Source organism: Streptomyces sp. NBC_00358, assembly GCF_036099295.1.
GTDB lineage: Bacteria > Actinomycetota > Actinomycetes > Streptomycetales > Streptomycetaceae > Streptomyces.
Window position 1 is genome coordinate 3,256,524 of sequence record NZ_CP107976.1, and the last position, 14,688, is coordinate 3,271,211.

Here is a 14,688-nt window from a genome sequence, read left to right on the forward strand (position 1 = left end):
TGCCGCCCCGGTACCAATGCACCTCCCGCGTACGGAGCGGCAAGCAATGCGGCACTGCGTCAGCAGTCCCTGAACTCCGGGGACTGATTGAGCAGCTGACTGCGGACCGAGGTGAAGCGCGCCAGTGTGTCGTCCACCGAGTCGTCCAGCGGGAACACCGCCACCCGGTGGCAGTTCTGGAAGGCCAGCCGCACTCCGAAGTGCCGCTGCAGCGCGCCGCGTATCGCGTCACTCGCGAGCGCACGCAGCAACTGGCCACGTGCCTGCTCGTCCGGCGGGGGCGTCTGGTTGTCGGCGAACTTGCCACCGTCCACCTTCAGCTGGGCCACCAGGGAGCTGACCATCTCCCACGCGTAGGGCAGGGAGGTCCGGACGCAGTCGACGAAGTCAGCTTCGTCGACCTCGCCTCGCTCGGCCTGTTGGAGTAGGGCCGGTGAGACGTCGAGCGACATGGGTTCTCCTCTCGCACCCCTATACCTCAGGGGTTGCCGGACAGGGACGGGGATCGCAATATCGAACACGCTGAGTACATACATCGCGACCTCCCGTTCATACGGTAAGCATCGCCAGGTAACGGCACCAGGAGAATGCGCACATAGCGAACGCCCACTAGGCCGACAATCAGCCACGGTCGAACAGGGAACCTTCAGGATCAATGGGGTGACCCGCGAAAACCCCGGCCGGGCCCGACGTCGGCAGCCGGGAGAACACCCGGGAGAACAAAAGGGGCGAACCGCGAGTTCTCCGTCCGGCCCGGCCACCGGAGACGGCGGGAGAATCGCGTGCACCACCGTCGGTCGAGTAGCGTTGCCGACCATGCGTCTCGTCATTGCCCGCTGTTCCGTGGACTACGCGGGCCGGCTCACCGCCCATCTCCCGTCGGCCCCCCGCCTCATCCTCGTGAAGGCGGACGGCAGCGTCTCGATCCACGCGGACGACCGGGCCTACAAGCCCCTCAACTGGATGTCGCCGCCCTGCACACTGAAGGAGGGGTCCGGCGACGACGAAGGCACCTGGACCGTCATCAACAAGGCGGGCGAGAAGCTCATCATCACGATGGAGGAGATCCTCCACGACTCCTCGCACGAGCTCGGCGTGGACCCCGGCCTCATCAAGGACGGCGTGGAAGCGCACCTCCAGGAACTGCTCGCCGACCGCATCGAGACCCTCGGCGAGGGCTACTCGCTCATCCGCCGCGAGTACATGACCGCCATCGGCCCGGTCGACATCCTGTGCCGGGACGCCGACGGGAAGACCGTCGCGGTGGAGATCAAGCGACGCGGCGAGATCGACGGCGTCGAGCAACTCACGCGCTATCTGGAGCTGTTGAACCGCGACCCGCACCTCGCGCCGGTCCGCGGCATCTTCGCGGCCCAGGAGATCAAACCGCAGGCCCGCGTCCTCGCCACCGACCGCGGCATCGGCTGCGCGGTCCTGGACTACGACGCCCTGCGCGGCATCGAGGACGACAAATTGCGGCTGTTCTGACCCCCTGGGGTTCGTATACGGGAGAGGGCCGGGTCCGGCATCGGACCCGGCCCTCTCCCGTTCCGCGTGTTCAGACGGCGGTGCCGCTTCCCGTCGTGGCGACGCCGGTGCCCACCGGCGCGCTGCCGGCCGGCACGTCGGCCGACGTGGTCACCGGCGCGCTGCTCGACACGGGGCCGCTCGCGGAGTCCGAGGTGGCGGGAGCGGTCGGTGTGGTGGCCGAGGGCGAGGCGGACGCCGACGGGCTCCCGGTCTTCGTGCCGGTCGGCGACGGCGAACCGCTCGACGTCTTCGTGCCGGTCGGCGACGGCTTGCCCGTGGACGACTTCGAGGGCTTCGACGTCGCCGACTTCGAGGGCTTGCCCGAGGTCGTGTGCGTCCCGCTCGGTTCGCCGGACGGCTGATGCCCCGTCGTGGCCTCGGCCGGGGGCGTCGGGTCGTCCGAGGTGCCGTAGGTGCCGTCCGGCCCCGGGTCGGTGGGCTTGGCGACGGCGCTGGGGGCGGAGTCGTCGCCCTTCTTCGCCTTGTCCGCGCCCAGGCTGTCGTCCTGACTGCCCGGCGTGGCCGAGGGGTTGACGCCGACCCTCTCGGACGGGATGTCGTTGTTCTTGTGGTCCGAGGTCGCGCCGAGGGTGACCACGGTGCCGAGGACCGCGACGAGGAGCGCGCCCGCTCCGGCGGCCACCAGGTTGCGCCGGGTGCCGGTGACCAGCCGCCCCGCGACCCCCTGCCGCCTGGCCGCCGGTGCGCCGGAGCCGGGCGGGAGTGCGAGCACCGTCACCGTGTCGCCGGACAGCGCGGTCGCGGAGAAGGCGGCCGGTACGCCGCCGGGAGGCGACATCGACTCCTCGTGACGGGCGTCGGGCACCTCTTCGCCCGCCGCGGTGCGCCCGCCGAGGATCTGCAGGGTGCCGGAGCGGTCGGCGACCAGCGCGAGGGCGCGGCGGCCCGCGGTGGTGCCGCGTTTGTCGGCGAGCGCGCCGCGCATGCCGACGGAGGCGTCCAGTTCGGCGCGGGCCCGGTCCAGTTGGTGACCGCAGAGCGCCAGGACGCCCAACTCGTGGTGGAAGTAGGCCTGTTCGCCGACGTCCTCGGCCAGCTCGGAGGCCTCCACGCCGAAGCGCAGGACGCGTTCCCAGGCGCTCCAGTTCAGCCCCGCCGCGAAGGCGGGCGCGGCCGTGCGGGCGAGCTGGACGGAGACGCTCTCCTCCTCCTCGTCCTGCGGGGCGGTGGTGACGGGGACGAGTACGTCGAGCGCGGCAAGCAGCGCCTCGGCCTCGGCGCAGACCCGCTCCGGGGTGACGGAGGGGTGCCCGGCCCACCAGGTGTAGTGCTGGGCGGCGGTCTGCGCGCTCTCCTGGAGGGTGTCCGCGTATCCGGAGGCCTCAAGCTGGGCCCGTACCCCGGCGGCGAGCCGGTAGCGGGTACCGACCGGGGAGACGAGCGCGGAGGCGGCGAGTTCGGCGAGCGCGGCGTCGGCGTGGGTGTCGCCCACGAGCGCGGGCAGATGGGCCTGGTGGGGCACCTCGCCGCCGAGCGCGACGGCGAAACGCAGCGTGGCGCGCGCCGAGTCGCTCAGCCGGGAGGCGAGCAGCGCGGCGGGTGCGGCGCCTTCGGCGAGGGAGGGCAGCGGGAGGTCGTGGCCGTCGCCGCTCTCGAAGTGCGCGTCGGACGGGGCCTCCTGGAAGACGCCGTAGTCGTCGAAGGCCTCCTCGCTGGCCTGCAGCCGGTCGCGCTGCCGCAGCAGTGCTCCGGCCTGTATGAAGCGCAGGGGCAGTCCCTCGGACTCGAACCAGAGGTCGCCGGCCCAGTTCGACTCGTCCTCGGTCAGGACGCGTCCGACGGCGCGCTCCAGCAGTTCGAGGCCGCCGCTGCGGTCGAGGCCGCCGAGGACGACCTCTTCGAGGAGCGCGTGGGCGCTCGGGGCGGGTATGTCGGGGGTGGCGGCGATCACGAAGGCGCACTCGGGCGTGGCGTCGAGCAGCTCGTCGAGGGCGCCGCCGCCTATCTCCGCGTCGTCGAGGACGACGACCGCGCCGATCTCGTGGACGAGCCGGAGGAGTTCCTCGCGGTCCGGACGGTGCAGGGGCGCGTCGTAGACGGCGGTGAAGAGGTCGTACAGCAGGTCGCTCGCCGTGCGCCGGTAGCCGCAGAGGCGGACGACGCCGTCGGGGGCGAGGTCCGCGCAGTCGTCGGCGACGGCGTCCAGCAGGACGGTGCGGCCGGATCCCGAGGGGCCGGTGAGCCGTACCGAGCGCCCGCGCGCGAGGAGGCGTACGAGCCGCTCGCGCTCCTCCTGGCGCTCCAGGAGCGGCAGCCGGGGCTGTGCCGGGCCGGGCGGAACGGGCGGCTGGGCCGCGCGGGCCAGCTCGGCCCGTTCGGCGGCGCCGTGCTTGACCGGCGGCTGCGGGCGCTCGTGCGGCGGGCAGTTCTCGATCTCGCTGCCGTCGACGGGGTTGACCGTGAGCAGGAATTCGCCCGTGACGAGCCGGACCGTGCGGGCGAGCACGGGTTTGTGCTGGATCAGGTCGGCTGCGAGCGGGTCGCGCGGCGGGCGCGGGCGAGGCGCCTGGCCGTCGTCGTCATGGCCGTACTCTTCGGATCCCCGGTTGATCGGGTCCATGTTCCAAGCCCCCCAAAAGCGTCGTGTGCCGATGCCCTCCCGGCCTGGCTGCACACCGCTCTGTCGCTTCTGGTCCGGTGCCCGCTCTTAGGGTTTCGGTCGGCGGGCAGCCGAACCCTAAACCTTCGCACAGTATCTACGAACAGGCGGGGTACCGCGCCGTCCGAACCGTCACAGCTTCGTGAGGATTGTGCACGTGATGCGCTTCGTGCGCCGGTCAGGGCGCGTGCGCGGTCGCGTACGCGGAGCGAACGGGGCGCGTGCCCAGGTCACACCCGGGGCAGGGACTCGACCCCGATACCACCCTCGATCGCCAGGATCCGGTGCAGCCGGGTCGCCACCAGAAGGCGCTGCATCTGTGGTGGTACGGCACGCAGCACAAGCCGTCGGCCGCACCGCCCGGCCCGTCGGTGGGCCCCCATGATGACACCGAGTCCGGTGGCGTCCCAGGAGTCCAGCTCGGACAGGTCCAGCACCAGATCGCCGGCTCCGTCGTCGACGGCCGAGTGCAGGACCGTGCGGGCGTCCGCCGCGCTGCGTACGTCGAGGCGGCCCCCGACGACCAGCTCGGCGTGGTCGCCCCTGATGTACATATGCGCTCCCCGAGAATGCGTCTCGTAACTCCGCGTGTGTCTGTTTCCGCGACTTCGCGTCTGCATGTTGTGCATGGTCTGACTGCCTGAGGGCCACGGAGGTTGCCGTCTGTAAGCGAACCGATACCGAATTCACCTCATGGAGTGACGTCCAGAGGCACGCACGGCGTCCGTGGCACATGCGGCGACCGGTGTCCCGGTCGCCGCATGATCGTTCAGTGCTTGTAGAAGCCCTGCCCGCTCTTGCGCCCGATGTCACCGGCGTCAACCATCCGGCGCATCAGTTCCGGCGGCGCGAACTTCTCGTCCTGGGTCTCGGTGTAGATGTTGCCGGTGGCGTGCAGCAGGATGTCGACGCCCGTGAGGTCGGCGGTGGCCAGCGGTCCCATGGCGTGACCGAAGCCGAGCCGGCAGGCGAGGTCGATGTCCTCGGCGGTGGCCACGCCCGACTCGTACAGCTTCGTCGCCTCGACGACGAGGGCCGAGATGAGGCGGGTGGTCACAAACCCGGCGACGTCGCGGTTGACGACGATGCAGGTCTTGCCGACGGACTCGCTGAACTCCCGTGCGGTGGCGAGCGTTTCGTCGCTGGTCTTGTAGCCGCGGACCAGCTCGACGAGCTGCATCATCGGCACCGGCGAGAAGAAGTGCACGCCGACGACCCGCTCCGGGCGCTCCGTGGCCGCCGCGATCTTGGTGATCGGGATCGCGGAGGTGTTGGAGGCGAGCACCGTGTCGGGGCGGACGATCTTGTCGAGCGCCTGGAAGATCTCGTGCTTGATCTCAAGCTTCTCGAAGACCGCCTCGACGACGATGTCCGCGTCGGCGGCGGCGTCCAGGTCGGTGGTCGCCGTGATGCGCGCGAGCGCGGCGTCGGCGTCCGCGCCTTCCAGCTTGCCCTTGCTCACGAACCTGTCGTACGAGGCCCTGATGCCGTCGAGGCCGCGGTTCAGCGCCTCGTCGGTGACATCGCGCAGGACGACGTCCCAGCCCGCCTGTGCGGAGACCTGGGCAATACCGGACCCCATGAGTCCGGCTCCGATGACGGCGAGCTTCCCTGCCACTCCGACTCCCTCAACACCCGTAACACGCTGCTTGTGTATGCCTCTTCGGCGGAGAGTAGCGTTCGGGAGGGGCCGTGAAACCCGTAAGTAACGCGTGTCACGGTCTCAGGGCGTGAGACGCCCGTCACGTCGCGTCCGGCTCACGTCACCGGCGGTCGGGTCACCCGGCCGCCCGTACGGCGTAGTCGAGGACCTTCCGGCTCAGCAGGTCCTCCGCGTCGTCGAGCAGCACGAGGATCTCGCGTGACACTTCGTCCGGATCGCGCCCGGCCATCATCTCGCGGCCGATGGCCGACACGACGGTCTGGTGCACCCAGTTGATCTGGCCGGCGACGAGGCCCGGCAGCGGGTCCCCGGGCGGTGCGCCGGTCTCCTCGCGCAGCGCCTCCTCCAGGTTGACGAGGACGTCCTGGCCGATGGCCCACAGCCGCGAACGGAGCGCGGGGGCCTCGTGGACGACCTGCATGAAGCGGGCGTACCCCGTCATCAGGCCGAGCCGGGGAGACACCGCCTCGACCTCCTCGCGCAGTTCGCGCAGGACGGCGGCGGCGGCCGACTCCCCCTTCGGCCGGCCGCGCACCCAGCGGGCGAGCCGGTCGGCCACACCGGCGGAACGGTCGAGGAGGAGGTCCTCCTTGGCCGGGAAGTAGTTGTAGACGGTGTTCACGGAGACGTTCGCGGCGTCCGCGACCTCCGCGACGGTCACCGCGTCGAAGCCCCGCTCCAGGAACAGCCCCGTGGCGACATCGGAGATGTACTGCCTGGTCTGCCGTTTCTTCCGCTCCCTGAGTCCCTCAGCCATGTCCGCATCGTAGCTTCGCTGGACATCCTGAAATCTTGGAGTCATTGCAAAATTGCAGGGACTCTGTTTTTCTTGACGCCATGCCCATCATCAGCACGGCCGGTCTTGCCCGCACCTTCCGGACCAGGCACGGCCCGGTGGAGGCGGTGCGCGGCATCGACCTCACGGTGCGTCCCGGCGAGATCCTCGGCCTCCTCGGCCCGAACGGCGCGGGCAAGACCACCACCCTCAAGATGCTCACCACCCTGCTCGCGCCCACCGGTGGCGCGGCCACCGTCGCGGGCTGCGACCTGGTCTCCGATCCGGCCGGTGTGCGCCGCGCCTGCGGTTACGTGGCCCAGTCGGGCGGTGTCGACCCGCAGGTGACCGTGCGGGAGGAACTCGTCACCCAGGGACGGCTCTACCGCCTGACGAAGCCGCAGGCGGTGGACCGGGCCGAGGAGCTGGCGCACGAGCTCGGCCTCGGAGACCTGATGGACCGCAGGACCGCCGCGCTCTCCGGGGGACAGCGACGGCGCCTGGACATCGCGCTCGGCCTCACCCACCGCCCCCGGGTGCTCTTCCTCGACGAACCGACGACAGGCCTCGACCCCGCCGCCCGCGCCGACCTCTGGGACCTCGTGCGCCGGCTGCGCGACACGCACGGCACCACGGTCTTCCTGACCACCCACTACCTCGACGAGGCGGACGCGCTCGCCGACCGGCTCGTGATCGTCGACCGGGGGGTGGTGGTCGCCGACGGCACGCCCGGCGCGCTGAAGCTGGCCCACGGCGGCTCCCTCGACGCGACCCTCCAGGACACCTTCCTCGCCATCACCGGCCGCGGCCCCGAGCCGGCCGGGACCACCCCCGTAGCCGTATAGGACGTATCGACCGATGCTTCTCCACGACACCGCGCTGATCTTCGGGCGCTACGCCCGTCAGACCCTGCGTTCCCGCTTCGCGATGCTCTTCGGCGTCCTGATGCCGCTGCTCTACCTGTTCTTCTTCGGCCCGCTCCTGACCGGTCTGCCGCTCGGCGCCCGGGGCACGTCCTGGCAGGTCCTGGTCCCCGGACTGCTGCTCCAACTCAGCCTGTTCGGAGCCGCGTTCGCCGGATTCACCATCATCGTCGAGAAGAACCTGGGCATCGTGGAGCGGATGCGGGTCACCCCCGTCAGCCGCCTCGCGCTGCTGCTCGGCCGCATCCTGCGCGACGCCGCCGTCCTCGTCCTCCAGGCGGCGCTGCTCGTCCTGGCGGCGCTGGTGACGGGCCTGCGCGCGCCGCTCGCCGGCGTCCTGATCGGTTTCGCCTTCGTCGCCCTGCTGGCCCTCTCGCTCGCCTCGCTCTCCTACACCCTCGCACTGCGGGTCCGTACGCCCCAGGAGTTCGGACCCACCGTCAACGCGCTGACCATGCCGTCCATGCTGCTCTCCGGACTGATGCTGCCGATGGCGCTGGCCCCCGGCTGGCTGGACGTCCTCTCCCACCTCATGCCGCTGCGCTACCTCGTGGACGCGGTGCGGGACGCCTACGTCGGCTCGTACGCCACCGCGCACATGCTCTACGGGGTTCTGGTCGCCCTCGCCCTCGCCGCGACCGCCGTGACCGTGGGCACACGGGCCTTCCGGAGGGCCGGGGCGTAACTAGGCTGGGTCCATGGTCAATCTGACGCGCATCTACACCAGGACCGGCGACCAGGGCACCACCGCCCTCGGGGACATGAGCAGGGTCGCCAAGACCGATCTGCGGATCTCGGCGTACGCCGACGCCAACGAGGCGAACGCGGTGATCGGTACGGCCATCGCGCTGGGCGGCCTGGAGGCGGAGGTCGTCGAGGTCCTCACCCGGGTCCAGAACGACCTGTTCGACGTGGGTGCGGACCTGTCGACGCCGGTGGTCGAGGACCCGAAGTACCCGCCGCTGCGGGTGGAGCAGTTCTACGTCGACAGGCTGGAGGCGGACTGCGACCTCTTCAACGAGCGGCTGGAGAAACTCCGCTCCTTCATCCTGCCCGGCGGCACCACCGGGGCGGCGCTCCTCCACCAGGCCTGCACGGTCGTGCGCCGGGCCGAGCGTTCCACCTGGGCGGCGCTGGAGGTCCACGGCGAGGTGATGAACCCGCTCACCGCGACCTACCTCAACCGGCTCTCCGACCTGCTGTTCATCCTGGCACGTACGGCGAACAAGGACACCGGCGACGTGCTGTGGGTCCCGGGCGGGGAGCGCTGAGCGACCCCTCGGGCCTACGCCCCCGTACACCCCACACACCCTCACACCCCGTACACGCCGAACAGGACCAGGGCGTCTGCGCCGGGCTCGGAACGACCTTCGAGCCCGCTGCCGCAGGCGCCCTTCGTCGTTCCCGCCGAAGGCGCCGGCCGACCGTGCGCGGGAACGTGAAGAGCCACGTCAGCCGCCTGCCGGACCGTCAGGACCGGGCGAACCGGTCGTCAACCCTCCCCAGCAACAAGGGAGTTGATGATCAAGTGCAACAATGAACAAGTGGTCCAGACCTATTGACCTATGGTCCAGACCTTCCTATTCTCACGGGCACCGTGGGCGTGAAGGCTCAGTTACGCCCCTCCCCTCCCCCAACTCCCCCGAGGAGCGGAATGCGCTTCAGACAAAGAGCTACGGCAGGGCTCGCCACCCTGCTGCTCCCGCTGGCGGGCCTGGTCGGTCTCGCGAGTCCCGCCCACGCGGCCGACACCGCCACCGCCACGTATGCCAAGACCCAGGACTGGGGCACCGGCTTCGAAGGCAAGTGGACCGTCAAGAACACCGGTACCACCGCGATCAGCTCGTGGACGATCGAGTGGGACTTCCCCTCCGGCACCTCGGTGACCTCGGCCTGGGACGCGGACGTCACCAGCTCCGGCAACCACTGGACCGCCAAGAACAAGTCCTACAACGGCAGCCTCGCAGCGGGTGCCTCGGTCTCCTTCGGCTTCAACGGCGCGGGTGCCGGCTCCCCGTCCAACTGCAAGCTGAACGGCGGCAGTTGTGACGGCGGCACCACCGTCCCCGGCGACTCGGCCCCCTCCGCTCCCGGCACCCCCACCGCCTCCTCCGTCGCCGACACCTCGGTGAAGCTCTCCTGGAGCGCGGCCACCGACGACAAGGGCGTCAAGAACTACGACGTCCTGCGCGGCGGCACCAAGGTCGCGACCGTGACGACGACCTCGTACACGGACACCGGCCTGACCGCCGGCACCGACTACTCGTACACCGTCCAGGCCCGTGACACCGCCGACCAGACCGGTCCGGTCAGCGGCGCGGTCGCGGTCCACACCACCGGCGGCACCACCACCCCGCCGCCCACCGGCAAGGCCGTCAAGCTCGGCTACTTCACCGAGTGGGGCATCTACGGCCGCAACTACAACGTCAAGAACCTGGTGACGTCGGGCTCGGCCGCCAAGATCACGCACATCAACTACGCCTTCGGCAACGTCACCAACGGCCAGTGCGCGATCGGCGACTCCTACGCCGACTACGACAAGGCCTTCACCGCCGACCAGTCGGTCAGCGGCGTGGCCGACACCTGGGACCAGCCGCTGCGCGGCAACTTCAACCAGCTCCGCGAGCTGAAGGCCAAGTACCCGAACCTCAAGATCCTCTGGTCCTTCGGCGGCTGGACCTGGTCCGGCGGCTTCGCCCAGGCCGCCGCCAACCCGACCGCGTTCGCGGACTCCTGCTACAACCTCGTGAAGGACCCCCGCTGGGCCGATGTCTTCGACGGCATCGACATCGACTGGGAGTACCCGAACGCCTGCGGTCTGTCCTGCGACACCAGCGGCGCCGCGGCCTACAAGAACCTGATGCAGGCCCTGCGCGCCAAGTTCGGCACGAACAACCTGGTCACCGCGGCCACCACGGCCGACGGCACCTCCGGCGGCAAGATCGACGCCGCGGACTACGCGGGCGCCTCGCAGTACGTCGACTGGTACAACGTGATGTCGTACGACTTCTTCGGCGCGTTCGCCGCGCAGGGCCCGACCGCACCGCACTCGCCGCTCACCTCGTACAGCGGCATCCCGACGCCCGGCTTCGACACGGCCGACGCCATCGCCAAGTTCAAGTCGAAGGGGGTCCCAGCGAGCAAGCTGCTCATCGGGATCGGCTTCTACGGCCGAGGCTGGACCGGTGTCACCCAGGCCGCGCCCGGCGGCACGGCGACCGGCCCGGCGGCCGGTACGTACGAGCAGGGCATCGAGGACTACAAGGTCCTCAAGACGTCCTGCCCCGCCACCGGCACCGTGGCCGGCACGGCGTACGCCTACTGCGGCAACAACTGGTGGTCGTACGACACCCCGGCGACCATCGGAACCAAGATGTCGTGGGCCAAGAGCCAGGGCCTGGGCGGCGCCTTCTTCTGGGAGTTCAGCGGAGACACCAGCAACGGTGAACTCGTCAGCGCCCTCAGCGGCGGCCTGAGCTGATCACCGGACCGGGACACCGGTCCACAACACACCAAAAGAACCGCGGGCAGACCTCAGGGTCTGTCCGCGGTTCGCTGTTGCTGGGGTCACGCGACGTTCACCCTCCCCCAACCGCTCCGCGGCCGGGGGGACCCCCACCCAACGGGGCCCTGAACGTCGCTACGCGACGTTCACCCTCCCCCAACCGCTCCGCGGCCGGGGGGACCCCCACCCAACGGGGCCCTGAACGTCGCTACGCGACGTTCACCCGTTGTCCGGGCGGGGCCGCTTCCAGCCAGGCGAGGAAGCCGGTCAGCGCGTCCTCGCTCATCGCCAGTTCCAGGCGCGTCCCGCGATGGAGGCAGGCGAGGATGGTCGCGTCGGAGAGCAGCGCGAGCTCCTCCTCGCCCTCCGCGGCACGGCGGCCGGCCACCTCGATCGCCGAGCGTTCGAGGACGCGGCGCGGGCGGGGGGCGTACGAGAAGACGCGGTACCACTCGATGCGGTCGCCGTTGTAGCGGGCGACTCCATAGCTCCAGCCCTTGCCGCTGGGGTCACCCTTCTCGGAGACGTCCCAGCGGAGGCTGCAGTCGAACGTTCCGCCGGAACGCTGGATCAGCCGGCGGCGGAGGCCGAAGACGAACAGCCCCACCACTACAAGCGCTACTAGTACTCCGCACACAGTCAGAGCGAGGACCATCGACACCGACCTCCTCGTCTCCTAGGTAACGGAAAAGAAAAAACTTCCGGATTTGCCTCAGCCGCGGCCAGGGCCGGAGTGATCCGGTCCCAGCCGCGGCTGAGTCAAAGCTTCACACAGTGCTCCCCCAGCACACGAAGGGCTGGGGTCGCACCGATGATCAGTGGTTCGCCACCGCACGCAGACGGACGTCCGCGCGACGCTCGGCGGACGCGTCCGCGTCCGACTTCGCGCGCTCGAGCGCCCGCTCCGCACGCTGGACATCGATCTCGTCCGACAGCTCGGCGATCTCGGCCAGCAGCGACAGCTTGTTGTCGGCGAATGAGATGAAACCGCCGTGCACAGCGGCGATGACCGTTCCACCATCACTCGTACGAATGGTCACCGGGCCCGACTCCAGCACACCGAGCAGCGGCTGGTGACCGGGCATGACGCCGATGTCGCCGGACGTGGTACGCGCGACGACCAGGGTGGCCTCGCCGGACCAGACACTGCGGTCCGCGGCGACGAGCTCGACGTGCAGCTCAGCAGCCAAGGTGGGCTCCTCGGGTCACCACCCGGCGTTGCTGCCGGGTGTTGGGTCAAAGTCTAGTAGGCGTACGGAGGGGGAAGGACCGCACCCCGCGAGGTGCGGCCCCGCCCCCTCACTCAGAACACGAGGTTCAGGAGACGCCGAGCTCCTTGGCGTTGGCCTTGAGGTCCTCAATGCCACCGCACAGGAAGAACGCCTGCTCCGGGAAGTGGTCGTACTCGCCGTCGATGATCGCGTTGAAGGCCACGATCGACTCGTCCAGCGGGACGTCCGACCCGTCGACGCCGGTGAACTGCTTGGCGACGTGGGTGTTCTGGGACAGGAAGCGCTCCACGCGACGGGCACGGTGGACGGTGAGCTTGTCCTCCTCGCCCAGCTCGTCGATACCGAGGATCGCGATGATGTCCTGAAGGTCCTTGTACTTCTGAAGAACCGACTTGACGCGCATCGCGGCCGCGTAGTGGTCCGCCGCGATGTAGCGGGGGTCCAGGATGCGGGACGTGGAGTCCAGCGGGTCCACGGCCGGGTAGATGCCCTTCTCGGAGATCGGACGGGAGAGAACCGTCGTCGCGTCGAGGTGGGCGAACGTGGTGGCCGGGGCCGGGTCGGTCAGGTCGTCCGCGGGGACGTAGATCGCCTGCATCGAGGTGATCGAGTGACCACGGGTCGAGGTGATGCGCTCCTGGAGGAGACCCATCTCGTCGGCCAGGTTCGGCTGGTAGCCCACCGCGGAGGGCATGCGGCCGAGCAGGGTCGAGACCTCGGAACCGGCCTGCGTGAAGCGGAAGATGTTGTCGATGAAGAACAGCACGTCCTGCTTCTGCACATCGCGGAAGTACTCCGCCATGGTCAGACCCGCGAGGGCCACGCGCAGACGGGTGCCCGGGGGCTCGTCCATCTGGCCGAAGACAAGGGCGGTCTTGTCGATGACGCCCGACTCGGACATCTCCTCGATGAGGTCGTTGCCCTCACGCGTGCGCTCGCCGACACCGGCGAACACGGAGACACCGTCGTGGTTGTTGGCGACGCGGTAGATCATCTCCTGGATGAGCACCGTCTTGCCGACACCGGCACCACCGAACAGACCGATCTTTCCACCCTTGACGTACGGGGTGAGAAGGTCGATGACCTTGACGCCGGTCTCGAACATCTCGGTCTTCGACTCGAGCTCGTCGAAGCGCGGGGCCTTGCGGTGGATGGACCAGCGCTCGCCCGAGTACTTCTCGTCCGAGTTCAGCACCTCACCGAGGGTGTTGAACACCTTGCCCTTGGTGAAGTCACCGACGGGCACGGTGATGCCCGCGCCGGTGTCGGTGACGGCGGCCTGGCGGACCAGACCGTCGGTGGGCTGCATGGAGATCGTACGGACCAGGCCGTCACCCAGGTGCTGGGCGACTTCCAGGGTCAGCGTCTTCTTCTCGCCGGCGTTGGCCGGGTCGGCCACCTCGACGTGAAGGGCGTTGTAGATGTCCGGCATCGCGTCGACGGGGAACTCCACGTCGACGACCGGGCCGATGACCCGGGCGACGCGGCCCGTGGCAACGGCCGTCTCAGAAGTCGTCGTCATTACTTGTCACTCCCCGCGGTCGCGTCGGCAAGGGCTGCGGAGCCACCGACGATCTCGCTGATTTCCTGGGTGATTTCGGCCTGGCGGGCCGCATTGGCAAGTCGGGAGAGCGTGGTGATCAGGTCTCCCGCGTTGTCGGTCGCCGACTTCATCGCGCGGCGCGTGGCGGCGTGCTTGGAGGCAGCCGACTGGAGCAGCGCGTTGTAGATACGGCTCTCGACGTAGCGCGGCAGGAGGGCGTCGAGGACGTCCTCCGCCGACGGCTCGAACTCGTACAGCGGAAGGATCTCGCCCTCGGGCGCTTCCTCCGCCGCAACCTCTTCGAGGCGAAGCGGCAGCAGCCGGCCGTCGATGGCCGTCTGCGTCATCATCGAGACGAACTCGGTGTAGACGATGTGGAGTTCGTCCACGCCGCCGTCCGCCGTCTCCTTCTCGATGGCCTCGATCAGCGGACCCGCGACCTTCTTCGCGTCCGCGTAGGTGGGCTCGTCGGTGAAACCCGACCACGACTCCACGACCTTGCGCTCGCGGAAGTTGTAGTGGGCGAGACCGCGGCGGCCGACGATGTACGTGTCGACCTCCTTGCCCTCGGCCTCAAGACGGGCGGTCAGCAGCTCCGCCGCCTTGATGGCGTTGGAGTTGAAGGCGCCGGCCAGTCCGCGGTCGCTCGTGAGGAGCAGAACCGCGGAACGGCTCGCCGTCTCCGCCTCCGTGGTCAGCGGGTGCTTGGTGTTCGAACCGGTACCGACCGCCGTGACCGCGCGGGTGAGCTCGGTCGCGTACGGCGTGGAGGCCGCCACCTTGCGCTGCGCCTTGACGACGCGCGAGGCGGCGATCATCTCCATCGCCTTGGTGATCTTCTTGGTCGCGGTGACGGATCGGATGCGACGCTTGTAGACCCGGAGCTGGGCTCCCATG

14 protein-coding genes are annotated in these 14,688 nt (G+C 69.6%); 5 read left to right on the forward strand and 9 right to left on the reverse strand.

From position 1 onward, the window contains the following. Nucleotides 1-59 precede the first annotated feature (59 nt). The gene (locus tag OHT01_RS13405) at nt 60-452 is read right to left on the reverse strand and encodes an SCO5389 family protein (protein WP_328553369.1); all 393 of its coding nucleotides are present in this window, start codon (nt 450-452) and stop codon (nt 60-62) included. A gap of 364 nt (nt 453-816) precedes the next feature. Here OHT01_RS13405 and nucS point away from each other — a divergent pair, with 364 nt between their 5' ends. After that, complete coding sequence (nucS, locus tag OHT01_RS13410; RefSeq protein ID WP_328553370.1) at nt 817-1,488, forward strand: endonuclease NucS; 672 nt, start codon at nt 817-819, stop codon at nt 1,486-1,488. A 70-nt stretch (nt 1,489-1,558) separates the two neighbouring features. Here the strand turns inward: nucS and OHT01_RS13415 are convergent, their stop codons facing one another. The 4 genes from OHT01_RS13415 to OHT01_RS13430 form a co-directional block, all read right to left on the reverse strand. Then, nucleotides 1,559-4,111, reverse strand: coding sequence for an ATP-binding protein (locus OHT01_RS13415; protein WP_328553371.1), 2,553 nt, complete (start codon nt 4,109-4,111; stop codon nt 1,559-1,561). 269 nt (nt 4,112-4,380) lie between these two features. Continuing rightward, on the reverse strand, nt 4,381-4,704 hold the full coding sequence (locus tag OHT01_RS13420; RefSeq protein WP_328553372.1) for an STAS domain-containing protein: 324 nt from the start codon (nt 4,702-4,704) through the stop codon (nt 4,381-4,383). 215 nt (nt 4,705-4,919) lie between these two features. Continuing rightward, complete coding sequence (locus OHT01_RS13425) at nt 4,920-5,768, reverse strand: 3-hydroxyacyl-CoA dehydrogenase family protein (RefSeq protein ID WP_328553373.1); 849 nt, start codon at nt 5,766-5,768, stop codon at nt 4,920-4,922. A gap of 160 nt (nt 5,769-5,928) precedes the next feature. Beyond that, nucleotides 5,929-6,570: a TetR/AcrR family transcriptional regulator gene (locus OHT01_RS13430; protein WP_328553374.1), complete on the reverse strand. Its 642-nt coding sequence runs from the start codon at nt 6,568-6,570 to the stop codon at nt 5,929-5,931. A gap of 80 nt (nt 6,571-6,650) precedes the next feature. Between OHT01_RS13430 and OHT01_RS13435 the strand changes: the two genes are divergently transcribed. The 4 genes from OHT01_RS13435 (at nt 6,651) to OHT01_RS13450 (ending at nt 10,992) form a co-directional block, all read left to right on the forward strand. After that, entirely contained in the window at nt 6,651-7,433 is a 783-nt protein-coding gene (locus OHT01_RS13435) for an ABC transporter ATP-binding protein (protein WP_328553375.1), read from the forward strand. A 13-nt stretch (nt 7,434-7,446) separates the two neighbouring features. Next, a complete protein-coding gene (locus tag OHT01_RS13440) occupies nt 7,447-8,196 on the forward strand; it encodes an ABC transporter permease (RefSeq protein WP_328553376.1) in 750 nt (249 codons plus the stop codon). A 13-nt stretch (nt 8,197-8,209) separates the two neighbouring features. Beyond that, a complete protein-coding gene (locus OHT01_RS13445; protein ID WP_328553377.1) occupies nt 8,210-8,782 on the forward strand; it encodes a cob(I)yrinic acid a,c-diamide adenosyltransferase in 573 nt (190 codons plus the stop codon). Nucleotides 8,783-9,165: 383 nt separating this feature from the next. Next, on the forward strand, nt 9,166-10,992 hold the full coding sequence (locus OHT01_RS13450; protein WP_328553378.1) for a glycoside hydrolase family 18 chitinase: 1,827 nt from the start codon (nt 9,166-9,168) through the stop codon (nt 10,990-10,992). A 232-nt stretch (nt 10,993-11,224) separates the two neighbouring features. Here OHT01_RS13450 and OHT01_RS13455 read toward each other — a convergent pair whose 3' ends face one another. From OHT01_RS13455 to OHT01_RS13470, 4 genes are all read right to left on the reverse strand, one after another. After that, nucleotides 11,225-11,671, reverse strand: a complete 447-nt coding sequence (locus OHT01_RS13455; RefSeq protein WP_328553379.1) for a DUF2550 domain-containing protein — start codon at nt 11,669-11,671, stop codon at nt 11,225-11,227. A 160-nt stretch (nt 11,672-11,831) separates the two neighbouring features. Then, nucleotides 11,832-12,206, reverse strand: a complete 375-nt coding sequence (locus tag OHT01_RS13460) for a F0F1 ATP synthase subunit epsilon (RefSeq protein WP_328553380.1) — start codon at nt 12,204-12,206, stop codon at nt 11,832-11,834. Nucleotides 12,207-12,333: 127 nt separating this feature from the next. Next, on the reverse strand, nt 12,334-13,770 hold the full coding sequence (atpD, locus tag OHT01_RS13465) for a F0F1 ATP synthase subunit beta (RefSeq protein ID WP_328553381.1): 1,437 nt from the start codon (nt 13,768-13,770) through the stop codon (nt 12,334-12,336). Then, nucleotides 13,770-14,687, reverse strand: a complete 918-nt coding sequence (locus OHT01_RS13470; RefSeq protein ID WP_328553382.1) for a F0F1 ATP synthase subunit gamma — start codon at nt 14,685-14,687, stop codon at nt 13,770-13,772. The genes atpD and OHT01_RS13470 overlap by 1 nt, the downstream gene beginning before the upstream one ends. Nucleotide 14,688: the final 1 nt, after the last annotated feature.

What these genes read in the sequence shown, in the direction of transcription:
- OHT01_RS13440 (WP_328553376.1), top strand. Translation starts at nt 7,447, where the DNA reads ATGCTTCTCCACGACACCGCGCTGATCTTCGGGCGCTACGCCCGTCAG.
- OHT01_RS13445 (WP_328553377.1), top strand. Translation starts at nt 8,210, where the DNA reads ATGGTCAATCTGACGCGCATCTACACCAGGACCGGCGACCAGGGCACC.
- OHT01_RS13420 (WP_328553372.1), bottom strand. Translation starts at nt 4,704, where the DNA reads ATGTACATCAGGGGCGACCACGCCGAGCTGGTCGTCGGGGGCCGCCTC.
- OHT01_RS13455 (WP_328553379.1), bottom strand. Translation starts at nt 11,671, where the DNA reads ATGGTCCTCGCTCTGACTGTGTGCGGAGTACTAGTAGCGCTTGTAGTG.
- OHT01_RS13450 (WP_328553378.1), top strand. Translation starts at nt 9,166, where the DNA reads ATGCGCTTCAGACAAAGAGCTACGGCAGGGCTCGCCACCCTGCTGCTC.
- atpD (WP_328553381.1), bottom strand. Translation starts at nt 13,770, where the DNA reads ATGACGACGACTTCTGAGACGGCCGTTGCCACGGGCCGCGTCGCCCGG.
- OHT01_RS13405 (WP_328553369.1), bottom strand. Translation starts at nt 452, where the DNA reads ATGTCGCTCGACGTCTCACCGGCCCTACTCCAACAGGCCGAGCGAGGC.
- OHT01_RS13470 (WP_328553382.1), bottom strand. Translation starts at nt 14,687, where the DNA reads ATGGGAGCCCAGCTCCGGGTCTACAAGCGTCGCATCCGATCCGTCACC.
- OHT01_RS13435 (WP_328553375.1), top strand. Translation starts at nt 6,651, where the DNA reads ATGCCCATCATCAGCACGGCCGGTCTTGCCCGCACCTTCCGGACCAGG.
- nucS (WP_328553370.1), top strand. Translation starts at nt 817, where the DNA reads ATGCGTCTCGTCATTGCCCGCTGTTCCGTGGACTACGCGGGCCGGCTC.
- OHT01_RS13415 (WP_328553371.1), bottom strand. Translation starts at nt 4,111, where the DNA reads ATGGACCCGATCAACCGGGGATCCGAAGAGTACGGCCATGACGACGAC.
- OHT01_RS13430 (WP_328553374.1), bottom strand. Translation starts at nt 6,570, where the DNA reads ATGGCTGAGGGACTCAGGGAGCGGAAGAAACGGCAGACCAGGCAGTAC.